18 protein-coding genes and 2 pseudogenes are annotated in these 19933 nt (G+C 37.3%); 9 read left to right on the plus strand and 11 right to left on the minus strand.

Annotated elements, in window-relative coordinates; all coding sequences use genetic code 11:
- Positions 1-76 precede the first annotated feature (76 nt).
- The 7 genes and pseudogenes from FHL05_RS01670 (at position 77) to FHL05_RS01700 (ending at position 7372) form a co-directional block, all read left to right on the plus strand.
- Positions 77-2545 carry an autotransporter outer membrane beta-barrel domain-containing protein gene (locus FHL05_RS01670; RefSeq protein WP_153385669.1) on the plus strand — a complete coding sequence of 823 codons (2469 nt, stop codon included), beginning with the start codon at positions 77-79 and terminating at the stop codon, positions 2543-2545.
- Between the two features lie 141 nt (positions 2546-2686).
- Positions 2687-3307 carry a glycosyltransferase family protein gene (locus tag FHL05_RS01675; protein ID WP_153521885.1) on the plus strand — a complete coding sequence of 207 codons (621 nt, stop codon included), beginning with the start codon at positions 2687-2689 and terminating at the stop codon, positions 3305-3307.
- A gap of 213 nt (positions 3308-3520) precedes the next feature.
- Complete coding sequence (locus FHL05_RS01680; RefSeq protein WP_153521887.1) at positions 3521-4222, plus strand: glycosyltransferase family protein; 702 nt, start codon at positions 3521-3523, stop codon at positions 4220-4222.
- Positions 4223-4298: 76 nt separating this feature from the next.
- A complete protein-coding gene (locus tag FHL05_RS01685; protein WP_153521889.1) occupies positions 4299-5045 on the plus strand; it encodes a Firmicu-CTERM sorting domain-containing protein in 747 nt (248 codons plus the stop codon).
- Between the two features lie 6 nt (positions 5046-5051).
- Positions 5052-5675, plus strand: a pseudogene (xrtG, locus tag FHL05_RS01690) (exosortase family protein XrtG); the annotation flags it as partial.
- Positions 5672-6997 carry a TIGR03111 family XrtG-associated glycosyltransferase gene (locus FHL05_RS01695; protein WP_153385667.1) on the plus strand — a complete coding sequence of 442 codons (1326 nt, stop codon included), beginning with the start codon at positions 5672-5674 and terminating at the stop codon, positions 6995-6997. The pseudogene xrtG and the gene FHL05_RS01695, both read left to right, overlap by 4 nt.
- Positions 6998-7000: 3 nt before the next feature.
- Positions 7001-7372: a 6-carboxytetrahydropterin synthase gene (locus FHL05_RS01700; RefSeq protein ID WP_153385666.1), complete on the plus strand. Its 372-nt coding sequence runs from the start codon at positions 7001-7003 to the stop codon at positions 7370-7372.
- A 384-nt stretch (positions 7373-7756) separates the two neighbouring features.
- Here FHL05_RS01700 and FHL05_RS01705 read toward each other — a convergent pair whose 3' ends face one another.
- From FHL05_RS01705 to FHL05_RS01715, 3 genes are all read right to left on the minus strand, one after another.
- Positions 7757-8227, minus strand: a complete 471-nt coding sequence (locus FHL05_RS01705) for a glutathione peroxidase (protein ID WP_153385665.1) — start codon at positions 8225-8227, stop codon at positions 7757-7759.
- A 143-nt stretch (positions 8228-8370) separates the two neighbouring features.
- A complete protein-coding gene (locus FHL05_RS01710) occupies positions 8371-8562 on the minus strand; it encodes a type II toxin-antitoxin system HicA family toxin (protein ID WP_153521891.1) in 192 nt (63 codons plus the stop codon).
- Between the two features lie 68 nt (positions 8563-8630).
- Complete coding sequence (locus tag FHL05_RS01715) at positions 8631-9563, minus strand: LysR family transcriptional regulator (RefSeq protein WP_153385663.1); 933 nt, start codon at positions 9561-9563, stop codon at positions 8631-8633.
- Positions 9564-9707: 144 nt separating this feature from the next.
- Here FHL05_RS01715 and metE point away from each other — a divergent pair.
- Both metE and metF read left to right on the plus strand, forming a co-directional pair.
- A pseudogene (gene metE, locus FHL05_RS01720) lies at positions 9708-11972 on the plus strand (5-methyltetrahydropteroyltriglutamate--homocysteine S-methyltransferase).
- A complete protein-coding gene (metF, locus tag FHL05_RS01725) occupies positions 11959-12834 on the plus strand; it encodes a methylenetetrahydrofolate reductase [NAD(P)H] (RefSeq protein ID WP_153385662.1) in 876 nt (291 codons plus the stop codon). The pseudogene metE and the gene metF overlap by 14 nt, the downstream one beginning before the upstream one ends.
- Before the next feature lie 354 nt (positions 12835-13188).
- Here the strand turns inward: metF and FHL05_RS01730 are convergent, their stop codons facing one another.
- From FHL05_RS01730 to FHL05_RS01765, 8 genes are all read right to left on the minus strand, one after another.
- Positions 13189-14619: an MFS transporter gene (locus tag FHL05_RS01730; protein ID WP_153385661.1), complete on the minus strand. Its 1431-nt coding sequence runs from the start codon at positions 14617-14619 to the stop codon at positions 13189-13191.
- Positions 14620-14708: 89 nt separating this feature from the next.
- Positions 14709-14891 (minus strand): hypothetical protein, encoded by a 183-nt coding sequence (locus FHL05_RS01735; protein ID WP_153385660.1) that lies wholly within the window; start codon positions 14889-14891, stop codon positions 14709-14711.
- A 73-nt stretch (positions 14892-14964) separates the two neighbouring features.
- On the minus strand, positions 14965-15357 hold the full coding sequence (locus tag FHL05_RS01740) for a type II toxin-antitoxin system HicB family antitoxin (protein ID WP_153385659.1): 393 nt from the start codon (positions 15355-15357) through the stop codon (positions 14965-14967).
- Positions 15358-15375: 18 nt separating this feature from the next.
- On the minus strand, positions 15376-15564 hold the full coding sequence (locus FHL05_RS01745; RefSeq protein WP_153385658.1) for a type II toxin-antitoxin system HicA family toxin: 189 nt from the start codon (positions 15562-15564) through the stop codon (positions 15376-15378).
- Positions 15565-15727: 163 nt separating this feature from the next.
- Entirely contained in the window at positions 15728-16417 is a 690-nt protein-coding gene (locus FHL05_RS01750; protein ID WP_153385657.1) for a 2,3-diphosphoglycerate-dependent phosphoglycerate mutase, read from the minus strand.
- A gap of 169 nt (positions 16418-16586) precedes the next feature.
- Complete coding sequence (locus FHL05_RS01755) at positions 16587-18002, minus strand: hypothetical protein (protein WP_153521893.1); 1416 nt, start codon at positions 18000-18002, stop codon at positions 16587-16589.
- Between the two features lie 73 nt (positions 18003-18075).
- The gene (locus FHL05_RS01760) at positions 18076-19125 is read right to left on the minus strand and encodes an AI-2E family transporter (protein WP_153385655.1); all 1050 of its coding nucleotides are present in this window, start codon (positions 19123-19125) and stop codon (positions 18076-18078) included.
- Positions 19126-19134: 9 nt separating this feature from the next.
- Positions 19135-19932 (minus strand): YdcF family protein, encoded by a 798-nt coding sequence (locus FHL05_RS01765; protein WP_153385654.1) that lies wholly within the window; start codon positions 19930-19932, stop codon positions 19135-19137.
- Position 19933: the final 1 nt, after the last annotated feature.

Below are 19933 nucleotides of genomic sequence, written 5' to 3' on the forward strand. Positions count from 1 at the left end.
ACAATATATTATTTCATTTATGGTGCTACAATAGATGAAATAATAAAGATGATTGTTTTTATTTGGGGGAATAATTGTGAGAAAAAAGATTCTTGTCAGTCTTTTGCTTATCATAAGTTCGTTACTTTTATTTATTTCATTTAATACCAACCTTGCATCTGCCGATTTAACCGACAGTACTGACTTGGCTGTCTTAAAAGACGCTCCTAAGGGGATAGGTATTAATAAATATTTCTCTAACTCTGCTCCTAAGGTCTACGACAAAAAAGATATCTATGACACCAATTCTGCCCAAATCGTCGATAATACAGGGGCAAATTCTGACAGTGGCAATATCATTTCTCTAGCTAACTCAAATAATACTTATGGATCAATGTGGTCAAATGATAAAACTTTTGACATTAACAAAGAACAAACTATCTCAGCTTGGATGTACTTTGGTTCAGGCGATGGCGAGTCTGATATCAACAGTGAAGGAATCGCCTTCGTTTTGCAAAATGATGATAACGGCGTTGCAGCCTTGGGCGCTGGTCTTGAAGGCTTAGGCGTTTATGGTTATGACGCTTCCGAAGTTACTCTAGTCAGTGGAACTAATGCTAAACAAAGCTACATTAAAAATACCGCTGTTCAAAATAGTGTCGCTTTGGAATTCGATACTGAGAAAAATAATTTTTATGATACATCCAATAAGCCTATCAATAATAATGGCAAGTCATTCCCATCACTCTACACTTATTACTCTTTAAACGGTTACGATACTCAATTAGGTACCGCTACTTCCAATCTAGTTAACCTCGGATTTCCAAGCGATGCTCGCTATGGTGCTGGTGGTTCTTACGGACACATCGCCTTAACTTATCCTGGATTAGCTGATTCTTATCAACCAGCTGATTTAACAGCCAACTCGACCATGAAAAACCAATTTGTACCTTTCGACACTGGTTATGACTTAGTTCACATCAAACCAACAGCAGCTTATTTGATCAATGATACCGATTCTAGTGGCAATCCAATTTATTGGCATCACGTCACTATCAAATGGATTCCAGCTGAATCTGGCAGCACCACTGCTAAACTTGAATATTCATATAACGATAAAAGTACCGATGGTTCTGATAACAACAACACTACTAGCACCAATTTCCAACGGATCAACGATACAATCGATGTCGATACGACTAAATTGAATACGACTGATGGCAAGGTTCGTTGGGGTTTCACTGCTGCTAATGGCAGTTCCACAAGCGTTGCCACGAAGTTGGTTGCCTTTGATTCCATTCCTGAATTGCTTTACGGCGATGCTGATGCTTCAATCACTGACAACACTTTGAATAAAACTATCACTTCAGATTCAACCGATAAAAAAGTTGCTGGTGGTGACTCACTTAGTTTAAATTACGATTTAAATTACATCCGTGGTAACGAAAATTGGAAGGATATCGCCGCTCAAATTAAAATTCCCGATAATGTCACAGTGACACCAGATGCTAATGGCAACGTTGCTTACATTACTTATAACGATGCCAACAAGACGACTGAAGCAATCAGCTCCAGTGAATTAGTTGATGGCAGTTTGAAACACACTTTAGCTAAAACTATTGGTAACTCTTCTGGTGCAACTGGGACTTCAGCAACTATCAAGATTTCTGCCACTGCTAATCAAGTCAATTCTGACACTAACGTTGGTACCAAGCCTGCAACCTTCACTGGCTCCAACAACATTGCTACAACCAACTCGCCTGCTTTTACAATTATGGCACCAAAAAAGTATAGTTTAAAACTTGATAATACCGGAAGTTCCAATCTCAACCTATTATATAAGGCTGATAATTCCGCATTAAATTTAGTAACAGACTTAACTTATAGCGACAATCACAGCTTTGGCGATGACACGACAGGAACTAACATCATCTATCAAATCACTGCTGGAGATAAAACTTATACTGCTGGCGCAACCGCCACGGATGATGACTATAATCAATCTATCGACCTAAAAAGTTTAATCGATAACGATACCGATTTTTGGAATATCTTCACTGAAAATTCAACTCAGACAGTTACGATCAAGGCTATCGACCAAGCAAATGGACTCGTTTCAAATACCGTTACCTATATCGTTGACACTAAGCCGAATAAGTCTTTGAGCATGACCGTTTCTAAGAACTTAAACTTCAAAGATATTAATTTAGGCGATACCACCGAGTATCTAAAACGTAACAGCGACTTCGATCTCAGCGTAACCAGTCTGCGTGAACCTTGGCAATTGAACGTATCAACTAATGGCTTGTACTTAAATGGGAAAACTTTAGACAGCAATCTAGCCTTGGTTTATCGTAAGACTGCCGATTCCAATTACGCTGCTATTGGTTCAACTCCAACCATGATTGATGAAGACACCACTTCACATGAAACCAGCTCGACTGAAGATATTGCTGACGATTGGACCAATAACTCCGGATTGCTCTTGAAACAACTGGGAGCAAGCAATGCTGGTAAATACACCGGTACCTTGACTTGGACCGTTTCTGATTCAGTCAGCAACTAAAAATATATAATATTAATAAGAAATCGTTGATTTCGATAAATGAAACCAACGATTTTTTTCTGTCTATTTGTGTTTTAGAATAGCTAGACCAATGGCCCATTTTAGGTTAAGCTTGAAAAAATGGGGTAATGAGGGGCAAGAATGCGACAAAAACTATTTAATTTTAGTAATCACAGCTTAAAAGTAATTTTTTATATTTTATTTACATTGACATTTTTTTTTGCATTAACCTCTCCCAATCTTATTTTGGGAGATAATGCAGTAACTAAAATTGGCACTACTGCAGTTTCGACAATCTTTCTTTTGCTGGCTGGAGCAATTTTTTTGTTGCTATATGTCAGTAAAACTGCACATAAGTTCTTTTATAAAATCTTTATAAAAAATAATAAAATCACTGCTACTATATTCTTGCTAATCGTTATCGTCCTTCAAATAATTTTTGTTCAATTAACGCATCCCGCCATCGGATTTGACGTTGGGGCTATTCACTATGGACTGACAAATCCTCGTAATATCAATACAATTGGTTATTTTAGCGTCAATCCCAACAACGTTAATTTGCTTTTGATTCAACACTGGTTTGCAACTCAATTTAAGATGACCTCTTGGCTGTTTTTTGATTATCTGACTTTGATTTTAGTTGATCTTTCTGCCATATTTAATCTTTTTAGCATCGGTCTAATCGATAAAACAAAAGTGCCTCTCGCTATGTATCTTCATGCTCTATGGCTCATTTTATTCCCTATGATTCTTGTCCCCTAAACCGACACCTGGGTCTTACCATTAGTATCTTTATATTTATTATGTTATTGTTTTATTTCCTATACTAAAGTTAATTTTATTTATAAACTACCTGTCGCAATAATTTTCGGCGTCGCTATCAGTTGTGCTTATTTCGTCAAACCATCAGGCATAATTCCGGCGATTGCTATTTTGATTGTTGAGTTGCTTCGTTTACTCGTCTCGACTAGGAAAATGTGGGCAACGCTTCTTCTTGTCATCTTGGTGGCCGGCAGTGCATATGGCGGATATCACGTTTTTAATCAGTCCATTCAAAAACAAACTTATATCCGAGTTAATACTTTCCGCGCCAAACCAATCGTCCACTTCATCAATATGGGATTGTCGGGCGATGGCGGCTATAACGAAAAAGATTCCTTCAAAATGGCGACGACCATCAGCAAACAAGCCCGAATCGATTATTCCGTTCACTCAATCAAGAAGCGTCTGAAAAAAATGGGACCTTTTGGTTATGTAAAATTTTTATTGCAGAAACAAGGCAACAATAGTGCTGACGGTACTTTTGCTTGGATCAAAGAAGGAAACTTTATCCATGGCAGCTCTATTCCTAAACAGCATGGAGTTGCCGGCGTAATTGATAATTTCATCTACTTATACGGAACTAATTTAGGCGATTTCCGTTTCATTGCGCAGATTTTTTGGTGTATCTGCTTGGGAATAATTTTCTTTGCTTGGGACGATACTCGTAAAATTACGCAAATCATGCGCTTAACTATTATCGGCGGCTTTATTTTCTTATTGATTTTTGAAGGTGGCAGAAGTCGCTACTTGATTCAGTTCTTGCCAGCTTTTCTCATTTTAGCAACGTTAAATTTTCATGCCACAAAGCAAAAATTACACGATTTATTTAGTTGGACAAAGACTAGTAAAGATTAGCTTTACTTTCTAAACCAATAGGTAATATACTAAATTTGAATAGAGAATATAATTATTTAAATATGGGGGGATAAGAATGAAATTCAAAGGCTTCTTTGTCTTTATAAGTACAATTATCTGCCTCTTTTTGGGAATAATTTTTACAGGTTCGATAACTCAAGCTGCAACCGTTGATTCGTCGCAATTGCCTGTCGATAACAATGAAAAAAGCGATTTAGGAATTAAGATTGACGGCAATTTTGATGACTGGAAAGATAAAACTAAACATGCCATGACCATTAAAGGCGATGACGACAATATTAAATACGTTTCGTTTTTAACTGATGGCAAAAATATTTATTTATATGTTTTGATGAATCCTAAACTAAGCGGTGGCTATACTAATTTTCAACCAGATGGCTACACCTTAACAGTCGGTGACAAAGTATTTTACATTAGTTTTAATAATCATCAAACTGTTACCTTAAATCTTAATCAAAAAAAAGCTGTTTCGATGAATATTTACGCCAGTGATGACTTAAATGTAAATTTAAATAACAACGCTTATGTCTCAAGACAAACTATCAACCAAAAAAATGGCGATGGCTCTGATTACAAAGGAACAGGCTATGTTTTTGAAGCCTCTATTCCCCTAGACAAACTCAAAGGCGTTTCAGATACCAGTGGTCAAACAATCAAATTAGCCAATAATAATCTTTGGACTGGTTCACTAGAAGCATCTGGTGGCAGTACGGGACCAATCGTTTTAGCCAGCGTTGGTTTTACCATTGCTATTATTAGTGTTCTAAAAATAACTGGCTTTGGCTTCAAGAAGAGAGGATAGCTTGCGAACGTATACTTATTAGTTGGAATAGTTGTCTGGTTATATTTATTATCCGTTTTAAAAAGAGCTCACGTTCCCGCTTTTTATTTTATTGTGGGAACGGCCGGACTCTTTTTTATTTTAATTGGCTTCAGTACACCCTATTGGGTCTGGTTTTTTACTCATGCTGTCATCAATGGCGTCGGTTGGTTTGGCGATTTAACGCACATGAGTACCGTGATGAATCACTATGGATTGATCAGTATCAATAATCCAACCAATCCCCTAACGATGACTATTGATTATGAATGTTCTGGAATCATTGAAACAATGGCCTTTATCAGCTTGACCATCTTCTATCCTATTTTTAACCGTCACGAAAGAACCTTTTTCGGTTTTTTAGGAATCATCTGGATATACTTAGCGAATGTAATCAGACTCGCAATCGTTATTACCATCGTCCATTTCTTCGGTGGCGATTCTTTCTTTTTGGCACACTCAATTATTGGACGCCTAATCTTTTACATCTTAGTGATTGCGCTCTACTACAACGTCTTTACCTATTCACAAATTTCACGGAGTTTGTATGCAGCTTTCCAATCACGCGTCAAAAGAATCCAAAATAAATTTAAGAGAGGTGAGAAATCATGAGCTATTGGTTAAATCTTACCTTATTTAAAATGGGCTTTTGGATTACCTGGGCCTTAATCCCCATCGTCATTGAAATCATCCCTTCAATGATATCTAGTATTAGAATTATGATTCACAACAAACATCCCCAGAAAATGATTATGCCTGATAAAATGCCTATGATTTCAGTCTTGATTCCCGTTTATAATTCTGAAGACACCCTCTTTGCCTGCATCAAATCAATTCACGATTCCACTTATCCAACTGAACTGATTCAAGTAATTTTAGCTGACAATCAAAGTACCGATGATAGTTTCCAAGTCTTTGGTCATGCGCAAAATGTTTTTTCTGATATGAATCTTCGTTTGATCCATACTGAAAAAGGCAAAGCTGAGGCTTTAAACGCAGCCCTTTATGGAGCAATCGGAACTTATATCATCAATATCGATAGCGATGGCATTTTGGAAAAACATGCTTTGATGAACATGGTATTAAGATTTGAAAATGACTATGACATTTCCGCATTAACAGGAACGATTTTGACCCAACGCCGTTCGCTAAAAAAATTTGGTGGATTTTTACAACACAACGAGTACTTCGAATATGCTCAAGCATTCTTGTCAGGACGCACAATGGAATCGCATAATAACCACCTCTTCACCATGTCAGGTGCATTTTCTGCCTTTCGCAAAGAAGCCGTTTTGAATACTTTCCTATACGATATTGACACGATTGGCGAGGACACGGATATGACTTTTCAACTGCGGCAACGGATGCAGCGCAAGGTCGGTCTTTGTGCCAATGCCATTTTTTATATTGAGCCTATCAAGGATTTTTCAAAATTGTACACCCAACGTCAACGCTGGCAACGTGGCGAAGTCGAAGTCATTCATCAATATGCTAATGATTTGAGTATAAAAAACTTTTTTAAAAACTTTATGGTGCGTCGGCTCTTAATCGATCACACCTTCCTATTTCCACGGATGATTTGGCTATGCGCCAGTATCGTGCTTCTCTTCTTTCGTTATTCACCAATCATGATGGGAATGTCTTATTTCATCATTTATTTGCTATACATTTTGGTCGAATTTCTCAATTATCTCTGCGTTTTAGAGTTATTAAAAGAATTTCCCAAGGAGAAAAAGTTTTATCGCAAACAATGGTGGGTCGCCATCACGCTACCAATCTACAATTTCATCTGTGCCTTGATTCGTTTAGTCGGCGTCTTAAACAGCATGACCACCACTTCCGAATGGAATTCTGAACCCTTCAAAGTAGAATTTGATCGAACCATCAACGTTGTCAAAGAAGACTTGAAACGTAATAAAAGAAAAGAGAAATAATCAATGAGCAAACAATATCATACCTACAAATTAAAATATTACGTAAATGCCAGCCACGCTATGAGATGGGAAAATGGAGAAGGCAAACAACATAATCACACCTGGGAAATTGTTTGCGAAATCCACAGCAAAAACGACCACATGATAGTTTTCAACGACATCGATAACAAACTACAAAGCATCTTCGACACCTTCTCCGGAAAATTTCTCAACGAACTACCCTACTTCAAAACCATCAATCCCGCAGTAGAAAACGTAGCCGTATGGCTATTCAACCTACTCAATCCAGCATTAGAAGAATTGAACGCTGAATTAGTAAGATTAGAAGTAGGAGAATCACCTACTAGAGCGTATTGCATCGATGTAAGAGAGTGAAATATAAGAGAGTGAAACAGGGGCGGTCAGCTACCGGAGCCTAAGACAATTTCACGAATTGCTCGCTGGTCTTGCGAGTGATTTGGGAAATAGCCTTAGGTGCAGGTAGTTGCCCCTGTGTAACTCGTTTTAACTAGAGAGTGAAACAAGCCCGGGAGCTACCGAGGATTAAGACAATTTCACGAATTGCTTGCGTACTTTGCAAGCGGTTTGGGAAATAGGCTTAACCGGAAGTAGCTGGCTTGTGTAACTCGTTTCCACTATATTGCAGAGAAGCGCAACCGGATGAAACACAAAAAGAGATAATATCCACAATAAAAAAAGCTCTGACACTTATTTTTTAATATGTGCCAGAACTTTTTTAATATCCATATATATTTATATTTATTTCCCCAAAGCCTCAACAATCTGTTTCTCCATCTTTTCAGGCTTAGTAACCGGAGCAAACCGTTCAATCAACTGACCATCGCGACCAATCAAGAATTTAGTAAAATTCCACTTGATACGACCATGACCGCCGATATCCTTCAAATAAGTAAACAATGGATCTTCATCCTCACCATTAACGGCAATTTTTTTAGTCATCGGAAAAGTAACTCCATAGTGCATTTGACAATAATCGCTAGTTGCTTCATCGCTATCTAATTCTTGGTGGAATTGATTGGATGGTAAACCGAGAACTTCCAATCCTTGGTCGTGGTACTTTTGATAAAGTTCTTCCAAACCCTTCAATTGTGGAGCTAATCCACATTTACTAGCAGTATTTACGACTACCAAAACCTTGCCTTGATAATCTTTGAAGTCAATTTGAAAGCCATTCATTTCTGTCTCTGAAAAATCATAAATCGTTGCCATTTAAATCAATCCTTTCTCTCTCTTTATTATCTTAACCATACTATTAGAATAAGATGAAATTTTGAATTAATCAAAATAAGGCTATATAATGAACAACCCGTTTTCAATTACGAAGTTGTTTATTATATAACCTTATTTATTTTTTAACGAATACCGGCTTGTCTCAAAATTTTACTTTCAATTCCATGTTCCAGTTCCTTATCGTGATGAATTGGGACTGGTAACGTGACATTAGTTTCGGGGTTATACATTTTCAAATGCGAACCATTTTGAGATTTTTCTACAAACCCATGTTTCTTCAATATTTTTACGATTTTTTGGGGTTTCATTGCCATGGTATTACCCCCTCTCATTATCTATTGTACACGCCCGGCTTGCATTTAGGAAAAATAATAATCGTCTACTAGACATCCTCGCCAATAATATCGAATCCGTAGCCTCGAATATGTTCTTTTAACATCTTCAAATAATCTTTTCCAATCGGGCTTAATTCCAGTTGACGGTGCTTCAACCAGCCTAAAGTCATTGAATCATCGACATCTAAAGGAATAGCGACAATTTTATCATCATTTAATTTATTACTGATGATACCAGAACTAATCGTGTAACCATTCAGACCTACCATCAAATTAAAAATCGTAGCTCGATCACTGACCTTGATATTTTTCTTTCTATCTAATGTACTCAAAATCTCTTCTGAAAAATAAAACGAATGATTATCGCCTTGTTCATATGATAAATAAGGATAATCCACTAAATCAGCTAGCGTGACACGAGACTTCTTCGTTAAAGGATTCTGCCTGCCCACAAAAACGTGTGGTGAAGCCTTGAACAACGGAGTAAATTCGAGGTCGTATTCCTTGAATAATTTTTCCAGTACCCGGCGATTGAAGGTGTTGAGATACAAAATCCCAATTTCACTCTTGAAACTCGATAAATCAGTCAAAATATTTTCCGTTTCTGTCTCTCGCAAAGTGAACTGATACTCGTCAGCCTGAACCGTCTTAATCAACTCGACAAACGCATGCACAACGAAGGCATAATGCTGCGCCGAAACTGAAAAAGCCTGCTTTTGCACGGTATTTTTTTCATAACGCCCCTTTAACAATTGCACCTGATCAAGGACCTGCCGCGAATAAATCATGAATTCACGTCCTTCATCGGTTAGTGTCACGCCAAGTTTGCTTCGCATAAGGATTTTGATACCCATTTCATTTTCTAACTCTTTAATAGCGTTCGATAAACTTGGTTGCGTTAGGTAAAGTCGTTTTGCTGCTTCGTTGATAGAACCCGTTTTGACAATCATTTCCAGATACTGCAATTGTTGAATTCGCATAAGCCTTATCCCCTAAATTTTTCTCAATTATACCCCTTATAGTTAAAAACTATAACATGTCCCTGTTATTATCAGTTATTAAATATTTCAATATCATGGTAATTTATAGACAATTACAAATACTACCACAAAGGGGACTTATATATGACCACTTCAATTATTGGTTTTCCCAGAATCGGCGAAAATCGTGAACTTAAATATCAGACTGAAAAATATTGGCGAGACGAAATCACTGAAAAAGAATTAAAAGACTTTGCTAAAGATTTACGTTTAAAACACTGGCAATTGATTAAAGATGCTGGTATCGATGGCATTCCTAGCAACGACTTTTCTTTTTTTGATACGACATTAGATGCAGCTTACCTCTTCGACATTATCCCCGAAAATGTTAAGCAAATTAATCTGTCACCACTCGACCGATACTTCGCCTTAGCAAGAGGCTATCAAGGAGAAGAAGGCGACATTAAAGCCCTGCCCATGAAAAAATGGTTCAACACCAACTACCACTATTTAGTTCCACAATTTACTAAAGAAACCCAAATAAAACTAACCGACACTAAAATTTTTGACGAATATCAAGAAGCTAAAGACAACGACATTAACACTCGTCCAGTTATTATTGGACCCTTTACCTTGCTTTCTTTGAGTGAATTTCACGACGTAGAACCAAAAGATTTCGTTGATGATTTGGTATCTGCTTATCAAGAAGTCTTTGAAAAACTATCTAAGAAAGGAGCTACTTGGATTCAACTTGACGAACCTGAGCTTGTTAAAGATGTAACCGGTGCCAATAAAGAGCTCTTCGAAAATATCTATCAAAAACTCTTAACCAACAAAGCCGGTTTAAAAGTCTTGATTCAAACTTACTTTGGCGATGTGCGTGATGTCTATTCTGACTTGACCACCCTTCCAATTGACGGAATCGGGTTGGACTTTCACGAGGGGCGTAAAACTGAAGAACTGGTTGAATCAGGCTTTCCTGATGATAAAGTTCTCTTCGCCGGCGTCGTTAATGGGAAAAATATTTGGCGCAATCACTATGAAGAAACGACCGACTTATTAAAACGACTACCGGTCAAAAATTTAGTCATCTCAACTTCATGTTCCCTATTACACGTCCCTTATTCAGTTGAAAATGAAGACTTTGCCCCAGAAATCAAGCAACACTTTGCTTTTGCTAAAGAAAAATTGACTGAACTCGACGACTTAGAAGTTATTTTAAATGGCAATGGTCAAGAAGCTGAAATTAAAAACAAACAACTCTTTGAAAAAACTCGAGTTAAAGCTAATCCTGCTGTTCATGAACGAATCGACAAGTTGACCGCTGACTCATTTGTCAGACACCCTAGCCTTGAAGAACGTGCTGTTATTCAAAAACAAGAATTCGATTTGCCACTTTTACCAACTACGACGATTGGATCATTTCCTCAAACTAAGGAAGTCAAAAAGACGCGAGCTCAATTTAGACACCATGAAATCTCTCAAACTTAATATGATACATTTATCGCCAATCACATCGATGAATGGTTGAAATGGCAAGAAGATATTGGCTTAGATGTCCTGGTTCACGGTGAATTTGAACGCAACGACATGGTCGAATATTTCGGACAAAATCTCGATGGTTATCTTTTCAGCAAGAACGGCTGGGTTCAATCTTACGGGACTCGTGGCGTTAAACCTCCTATTATCTGGGGAGATGTTGCGAGAAATCACCCTATTACTGTTAAGTGGTCGACTTATGCTCAAAGCCAAACTGAAAAAATCGTTAAGGGTATGCTGACAGGTCCAGTCACGATTTTGAACTGGTCGTTTCCACGTGAGGATATTTCCATGAAGGAATCCACGATTCAGATTGCCCTTGCCATTCAAGATGAGGTACTCGATCTTGAAAAGAATGGTATTAAAATTATCCAAATCGATGAAGCGGCGTTACGTGAAAAACTACCACTTCGCAAAACTGACTGGTATTCACAATATCTAGATTGGGCTATCCCTGCCTTTCGCCTTGTTCACAGCAAGGTTAAACCAACGACGCAAATTCACACCCACATGTGCTATTCCGAATTCACCGATATTATTCCCGCAATTCAAAATATGGACGCCGACGTGATTTCGTTTGAGGCTTCCCGTTCCAATTTGGAAATTCTCGATGCTTTGCAAAAAGAACACTTCAAACTCCAAGTTGGACCCGGCGTTTACGACATCCACTCGCCACGAATCCCTTCCGTCGATGAAATCAAAACCACAATTCATAAAATTTTAGAAAAGGTTCCCGAACAAAAAGTTTGGATTAATCCCGATTGTGGTCTCAAAACTCGTGGCATTAAAGAAACTAGAGCCAGTTTGGAGAATCTCACTACAGCCGCTCAAGAAGTACGAGAGGAGTTGTCGATTCATGGTAGAAAATAATCATGCTCCAACGCTTTCGTTTGAAGTTTTCCCACCTAATTCACAAGTTGGTGTAGAAAATCTGACTGATACTTTGGATCAATTAAAAGGTTTGAATCCCAGTTTTATCAGTGTCACCGCCAGCAACCATAAGTTAAATTACGAAGAAACGACCATTGATCTCGCCAAATATGTCAAAGATAAATTGCACTGCCACACGATGGTCCACATGCCCGCTGCCTATGTGACTAAAGAAGATGTCAGTTCAATTTTAAATCGGCTCGAGAAGATGAACATTCATCAAGTTCTAGCCTTACGTGGCGATATCGTCGATGGCTTTCGTCCTGAAACTGACTTTAAATATGCCAGTGACTTGACCAAATTCATCAAGAGTAAAAAGCCTGATTTCACTGTCACTGGAGCTTGCTATCCTGAAGTTCACCCTGAGTCAAAAAATCGAGTTGACGATATCAAGCATTTGAAAGACAAAGTAGACGCCGGCTGCAACCAACTAATCACACAATTGTTTTATGACAATGAGCAATTTTATCGGTTCCAAGAAGAATGTGAAATTGCTAATATCAACGTGCCTATCCTCGCCGGTATCATGCCCATCGTTAATCGAAAGCAAGCTTTACACGTAATCAAAAATTGTTCCGCTCATTTGCCCAAAAAGTTCACCGATATTCTCGACAAGTATCAAGACAAACCAGTCTCGCTAAAAGAAGCTGGAATTGCCTATGCTGTTGACCAAATCGTTGATCTAGTCACCAATGACGTTCCCGGAATTCATCTTTATACAATGAACAAATCTGATACTGCCAAGCATATCTTTCAAAATACTGCCTCATTATTTGAGTTAGAACCAGCAATTGAAGAGTAAGAAAATATCCCTATAGATTAACTGTTATCTAAGTTAATTTATGGGGATATTTCGTTTATTTTTGATATCTTGATTCATGCAAAAAATGATATACTCCTGACGTTGCCTTACCAATTTATTTCTTTGATTGGGGGTGTTAAGATGAGTTCGTTTTTTTGTTCACTTGCGGTCGGCTTGATAACCGCTTGGTTCGCAGATTGGCTACGACGCAGACACCGCAAATAAAATAAAAAGGCAATTCTAGCCCACTATAAAACCCGAAGCAAGGCCCACTTGCTTCGGGTTTTGGTGTTTTGATGATGTTCATTTTTTTGCAACTAAAGTATAGCATGTGTACAAATGACTAACAACAATTTATGCACGTTTTTGTTCAGCTTTTTGTCGTGTTTCTTTTCGATTAATTCTAATAATCATATAAACTAAAATCACTGAAACTATCAACAAGACCAGTGCTGTAAAGTAAGCGAAGTGCATACCACTTAAAAACCAACTTGGGTGATTTTGAGGGTAATAGTTTACTTGGTGGTGTGATTGGACACTCATTCCATAGTACAAACTAGTTGTGGCCAAACTGACCCCAATACCCATTCCTAAATTTCTAAATAAGGCTGCCAAACTGCCGGCAATTCCTTGGTATTCTTGTGGAGCATATCCCATAATCATTGGATTATTTTGGAATCCTCCATTACCGATTCCCAGCAACAACAACATAATAGTGAAAATAACTAAGCTGACATGTCCAGAGAACCAAACTAGGAAAATCAATGGCACAGCATAGACAAACAAGTTAACGATTGAAACCGTAGCGGCGTTATATTTATCAGTGAAGTATCCCGCAATTGGTGCTGCTATCACGTTAGCAAACGGTATTGCCATCATAATTAGACCAGTAAACGACGTACTCAATGACCTGAAATCAGTTAGATAAAACGGCATGATAACGTTGGCGTAATATCCGATTGAAAAGACTAACAGAGCACTGACTAGGCTCAAGGTCAATCTTGGAATTTTGAAGATATGCAAATTGATCAACGGACTCTCAGTATGTTCTTCAATGTAGAAGAACACCAGCCAAACAATCAGACTGACGACAAATGTAACGATGACGTTGCGGTTACTGAAGCCAATATCTTGTCCCATATAGATGCTGACAAAGAAGGTCGCAATCGCTATGGCATAAGTTACTAAGCCAGGCCAATCATAGGCAATTTCCAAAGTCCGTTTCTTATCCTTAGGAAACATGAAACGTCCATAAATATAAACAATAATTCCAATTGGAATATTAATAATAAAAATCCAGTGCCAAGACAAGACTCCTAAAATCAAGCCCCCCAATCCAGGTCCAGAAATATTTCCTAATTGAGCAATGATACTGTTGATTCCATAAGCTCGTCCTCGTTGACTCATGGGAAAAATCATTGCGATGATACCGATATTAGTAGCCATACTCATGCTGGCACCAATACCTTGAATGATACGACCAAACAACAGCAAATATAACGATGGACTCAAAGCACAAATAAATGAACCCAAAGTAAAGAAAATTGTTCCTGTTTGAAAAATTTTGATGTATCCAATCTGGTCTGCCATTCTTCCCCAAAAGAGCAGCAACATACAAATCATGATTAGATAGACTGACACGATCCATTCAGCACGGTTCATGGGAACATGTAAATCCTTGGTCAAACTGGGAATCGCCACATTAACGATACTCGCATCAAGCAATTGCATGAAAGACATAAAACTAGTGGCAAACAACGTCAGTATATTGTGTTTACCTTTCATAAAATACAAGACTACCTTTCATTAATAAATCATACTTATAATAATAAGCTCAATCCCCATCACACTTCAAGAATAATTGATTAAATGATTTATTTTTGATGATAAAAATAGAAAAATTGAATTAAATAAAGTGCCAATAATCCTATCAAGACAGCCATTCCACTAATATTTTTCGTCATAACTTGAAAAACAATCATCGCATCATAAATGACACCTAAAACAATAACTTCATAGACGAAAAAGCGAGTTGTCTTCTTTAAAGCTCGTAACATTCTTACACCTCAATTTTGTAAACTCCTATAATTATACAAAAAAATGACCTCACTACCAAAAGTGAAGTCGAATTTATTCATCTAATTTGTTCTTTAAAGCCTCCGTTAAAACAGCTGAAAAGTTAATATTTTTCTTTTTACCCAAGACTACTAAATATTCAGGAACCGTAACATTTTTACGAACTGTTTTAGGATTGTTACGTCGATATTCTTCCAAGTTCAAATAAACAATCGTCTTAATTTCATCTTTTTTAATGACGATATCTTCTAAAGGAGTAGCTTTAGGATAATCAGTCTCATCTTCTAACATAAGACCAACAGCATCTTGAGCCATCATCAAAGCATCCTTCATATTTTCACCTTGAGTCCAAGTACCATGATCAATATCAGGTATTTCAACACTATATCCTGAATCTTCTGGATGTAAAATTACCGGATAAACTAAAGTATTCTTATTATTTTTCATAATATACCTCTTAGACAATTATTTGAGACCAGCTTGCTTTAAAATTGCATTTTCTGTTCCCTTTTTCATTTCTCTAGCATGAATCGGAATTAGAACAGTAACATTCGTAAATGGATTATACATTTTTAAATGTGAACCACGTTGCGATTTTTCTATAAATCCATTTTGCATTAAAACTCTAATTAATTCCCTAGGTTTCATCGGCATGAACTTATTCTCTTTTCAAATTCGATTATACACATCAATGCACATTTATCAAATTAAATAAACTTTTATTTAATCTAACTTCATAAAAAATTACGTAAAAAAAATACGACCATCCACATCAAAAATGTGTCTAGTCGTATTTTTAAAATCAACTAATCAAAAATTAGTTAAGCTTCTTCTTGCTTACAACGTTCAACTTGTCGTCCATGTCATAAACAACTGGTTCACCAGTAGCCATTTCAAGATTCATGATATCGTCATCTGAAATGTTTTCGATGTACTTAGTCAAAGCACGTAATGAGTTACCGTGGGCAGCGATGATTACGTTCTTGCCATCAAGCAACTTAGGAGCAATTTCATCTTCCCAGAAAGGAATTACACGTTCCAAAGTAACTTTAAGGTTTTCACCACCAGGAATGATTCTTGGGTCAAGGTTTGCGTAACGACGATCCTTGGCTGCTGAACCTTCATCAGTAGCTTTCAATAGTGGAGGTAATGTATCGTATGAACGTCTCCAGATGTGAACTTGTTCATCACCGTATTTTTCAGCTGTTTCAGCTTTGTTAAGACCTTGAAGTGCGCCATAGTGACGTTCGTTAAGTCTCCATGTCTTCATTTCAGGAATCCATAATTGGTCACAGCCTTCAAGAGCATAGTGCAATGTCTTGATAGCACGTGTCAATACTGAAGTGTAAGCTTGGTCAAATTGGATGCCAGATTCTTTAAGAAGTTTACCAGCATTTTGAGCTTGCTTTACACCTTCTTCACTAAGGTCAACATCAACCCAACCAGTAAATTGGTTTGATAAATTCCATTCACTTTGTCCGTGACGAATGAAAACTAATTTTGCCATTTATATGATCCTCTTTTCATTTCTTTAACAGTGTATATTTTACACGATATCGTCAATAAAAAAAAGAGAGCAAACCCTAATTTACAGGAAAACTCCGAAAATCAAAATACTTTTCATTTTTATCAAAAAAAGAGTTCAGGCTAAACTATTTTATCCTAAACTCCCATCATTATTCTTTATAAATTGGTGTATCCATTTCTTTTAAGGTTGTGATATCCAGCGTATTTTTTGAATTCTTGTTCAAATAAGTATTGACCTGGTCAGACCCTGCCATTACTGCGCTGATTTTATCTTTGCCTTCAATCAAATCAGAAACCTCTTGCGCATTTTCGCTTTGTTTCATGACGATTGGAATAACTTCGACGCCACTGTCGCGCAAACTCAACAATTTCTTGTAGTATTCAGAATTGATTGAAACGAAGACAGTTGAATCGCCTTGTTTGAGAGCTTGATTCTTTAACCACCAAACGATTAAATCTTCATCGCTATCAAATGTGCTCATCAAGACATTGCCTTCGCTAAAGAGCTGAATATAAGGCTCGTCAGAGGTGTAACTCTTAATCAAGACAAGTGTACCATCTTGGCGATAGAAGTTCTCTCGAACCACTTTATTGGCATTTCGATGGTCATAAAACTGAGTTGCTGAAATAACTCCATTGAAATCGAAAATATCGCGACTCAATAATTTCGTATCTTTATAGTGACGAATAATCTGCAATTGATGGTTGGAGCTTCTCGAAACTTCCATGACTAATTTGTCATTGGCATCTAAAATTTTATCTACTTTATCGCTGACATGTTGAACTCGATAATCAGCATCAAAAGGTATTTCAGCTGGCGTGACAGGCGTATTCAAGTTACGTCCTTGCAATTCATTGTACATGTTCAACAAGAAGGCATTGCCATCAACTAAACCAGCATTTTGGTAATCCATCCAAGTTTGGTCGATTTGGTCGTTATAAGTGACCGATATGGCGTTACCGACTAAGCCTTTTTCAGCCAGAGTCATGCTCAATTGTTGCCACATAGCGCTCTTTTCGTGATCGGGTTCACTTGGCAGGTCATCGGCGAAAATATAATAAACGCGGCTGTTATCCATATAAATCTCATTAGCCATTTCGTCAGTTCCAAACCAATCTTTCAAAGAAGCGTTGACTTCTTTGATGCGGTCTGTTGCTTGCTTTCGTTCATCAACTTGGTCGCTGCTTACGTTACGCAAAACGTGGTTGCAATAAGAGCGGTCAGCTAACAATTGGCTCCGTAAGCGTGATTTCAAATCGGCGCTTTGATCCAGAGCGTTTTGCAAATCTTGTTCAGTGTATTGCCACTGTCCGCTTTCATTCATTGGCGTTTGTTGTGGTTGATTTTGGCCAAAGTAATACCCGTCGTTATTATCATTATTAGCGTCGTTATTAAAGTCATCATTAGGAGCAAATTGAGTTCCCATCCCCGAAGACGCATCGTTATATTGATTTTGAGCTTGATCAAAATTATTTTGATCCGGTTGCGGATTTTGATATGAAGAATTGCTTAGATCAGAATAATTATCATCGTTATCTTTCTTTTTTCTATCGAAAAATGACATATTTTAATCTCCCATCTACGTCAGTTGACTGCATTTAACTTCATTATATATGACAAAAGGTATTCAGACTCAATTATAACGTTTTCTTTAACTTTAATCTGTGCTTTTTCGGCTTGCCAATTGAGTGAACGCCTAAAATTTCGAGGAAGAAAACAAAGATAGGAATCCCAATAACTAGACCCCAAGTACCCAGGAGTTCCTCTGACACAATCAACACAACGAAGGTAAAGAAGATTGGCAAATGCGTCATGCTGGACATGAATTGTGGATTCAAGAAATAAGTCTCAATCAAATGAATCACAATAATCATGATGACGATATAGATAACATAACGGATGCCACCGACTGAATAAGCGATAAAACTCAAAGGAACTAGCGAAATAATTACCCCTGCTACCGGTATCAAAGACAAAATGAAGACCATGGCAGCTAAAGCAATCACGCCTGGCATTTTCATAAAGACTAAAGTAATCGTTGTTAAAGCCGTATTAACGACCGCAATCATCAGTTGAGCTTCTAAAACGACTCCGAAAGTATTAACGAACTTCTTGCCGCAATAATACAAATCAGAAAAGACCCAACTGTACTTGCTGTCTAAAAATTGACGACCAAAGGCATTCATCTGATCGATTTGACTGGTATAGAAGAAACTCAATAGAAATGAGATAACGATATTAAAACCAATTGCACCAACGCTACTAATGTAGTTAACCACTTGCGTGATAGCAACCTTGATTTGATTATCTAAATTGATCTGTTGCAAATAATCATAAATGATATCAAAATACGGATTGGAACGAACTTCCTTACTCTCATAAAACTTTTGCAAGGAGCTAAACATCTTGGCTGTTTGATTGATCAGTTGTGGCACATAATTAGCAATCACAAAGACCAATAAGGCGATGATTATCAAATAAACTGGTGCTATCACCCAAACAGACTTAATTTTGGGAAACTTCTTTTGCACAGCTCGCACTAACTGAACTGATAAAAAGGTAAAAGTAAACGTCAATAAGAACATGCTCATCATGCTTCTAAAGATATAAAACAAAGCGATGACGATAACTAGTAGGATGAATCTTCTTAGACGTTTGTTGTTGACGAATCTATCATACAAACTCATAAAATCTCCTTACATACACATACTTAACGAAAATAATATATCCATTCCAAAAACCGTCGCTAAAGTGTAGCGATTGTACCAAATAATTGCCGTGAACTCGCGAAACATAGCAGGCCACTTCAACATGCTGACTGTTTTTTTGGCCGCAAATTGAACCTTGATGCCAAGTTTTTTGATATGCAATTTAGTACGTGGAATATGATAATCGCTTGTTACTATAATAACCCTTGGTCGCGTATCTTTTGACAAATTTTGACGAATTCTTATTGAAGAATATTCCAAATTTTGAATCGTGTTGACAGATTGGTCTTCCAAAACAATTTTATCCTCAGGAATCCCATTTTCAATCAGATACTCTTGCATCAATTGCGCTTCAGTGTAATCGCTAGTCGAACTCTTGCCGCCGCTGACAATTATCAAGGGCTTTTTTTGGAAATCACTATAGAGTTCGATGGCTTTATCAAGCCTCCCCATCAAGATTGGCTGAATCCTTCTGCCTAAACAGCGGTTGCCTAAAACTAATAAAAAGTCAGTTTCTTTAACTGCTTTTAACCTCTTAAAGTCACGATTCATCTGCCACATATAAACCAACATGATAATCAAAAATATCAAGTTAATCGTCGCAAAAGCAAACGTATAAGCTCGAACGTACTTATTGATTGTCATTTTAGCCATGAAGTAGAAGATAAAAATAGTCGAACTCGATAAAATGATTGCTAAAATCGGTTTGCGACTATATACAAATCTGATTTTATAGATAATTATCGCTTCAACTACCGTAACTACGATCATCAATAAAAAATTCATA

It is taken from the genome of Companilactobacillus halodurans (assembly GCF_009600995.1).
GTDB lineage: Bacteria > Bacillota > Bacilli > Lactobacillales > Lactobacillaceae > Companilactobacillus > Companilactobacillus halodurans.

Coding starts and splice junctions, on each gene's coding strand:
- FHL05_RS01675 (WP_153521885.1), top strand. CDS start 2,687: ATGCGACAAAAACTATTTAATTTTAGTAATCACAGCTTAAAAGTAATT.
- FHL05_RS01680 (WP_153521887.1), top strand. CDS start 3,521: ATGTGGGCAACGCTTCTTCTTGTCATCTTGGTGGCCGGCAGTGCATAT.
- FHL05_RS01685 (WP_153521889.1), top strand. CDS start 4,299: ATGAAATTCAAAGGCTTCTTTGTCTTTATAAGTACAATTATCTGCCTC.
- FHL05_RS01695 (WP_153385667.1), top strand. CDS start 5,672: ATGAGCTATTGGTTAAATCTTACCTTATTTAAAATGGGCTTTTGGATT.
- FHL05_RS01700 (WP_153385666.1), top strand. CDS start 7,001: ATGAGCAAACAATATCATACCTACAAATTAAAATATTACGTAAATGCC.
- FHL05_RS01705 (WP_153385665.1), bottom strand. CDS start 8,227: ATGGCAACGATTTATGATTTTTCAGAGACAGAAATGAATGGCTTTCAA.
- FHL05_RS01710 (WP_153521891.1), bottom strand. CDS start 8,562: ATGGCAATGAAACCCCAAAAAATCGTAAAAATATTGAAGAAACATGGG.
- FHL05_RS01715 (WP_153385663.1), bottom strand. CDS start 9,563: ATGCGAATTCAACAATTGCAGTATCTGGAAATGATTGTCAAAACGGGT.
- metF (WP_153385662.1), top strand. CDS start 11,959: ATGGTAGAAAATAATCATGCTCCAACGCTTTCGTTTGAAGTTTTCCCA.
- FHL05_RS01730 (WP_153385661.1), bottom strand. CDS start 14,619: ATGAAAGGTAAACACAATATACTGACGTTGTTTGCCACTAGTTTTATG.
- FHL05_RS01735 (WP_153385660.1), bottom strand. CDS start 14,891: ATGTTACGAGCTTTAAAGAAGACAACTCGCTTTTTCGTCTATGAAGTT.
- FHL05_RS01740 (WP_153385659.1), bottom strand. CDS start 15,357: ATGAAAAATAATAAGAATACTTTAGTTTATCCGGTAATTTTACATCCA.
- FHL05_RS01745 (WP_153385658.1), bottom strand. CDS start 15,564: ATGCCGATGAAACCTAGGGAATTAATTAGAGTTTTAATGCAAAATGGA.
- FHL05_RS01750 (WP_153385657.1), bottom strand. CDS start 16,417: ATGGCAAAATTAGTTTTCATTCGTCACGGACAAAGTGAATGGAATTTA.
- FHL05_RS01755 (WP_153521893.1), bottom strand. CDS start 18,002: ATGTCATTTTTCGATAGAAAAAAGAAAGATAACGATGATAATTATTCT.
- FHL05_RS01760 (WP_153385655.1), bottom strand. CDS start 19,125: ATGAGTTTGTATGATAGATTCGTCAACAACAAACGTCTAAGAAGATTC.
- FHL05_RS01765 (WP_153385654.1), bottom strand. CDS start 19,932: ATGAATTTTTTATTGATGATCGTAGTTACGGTAGTTGAAGCGATAATT.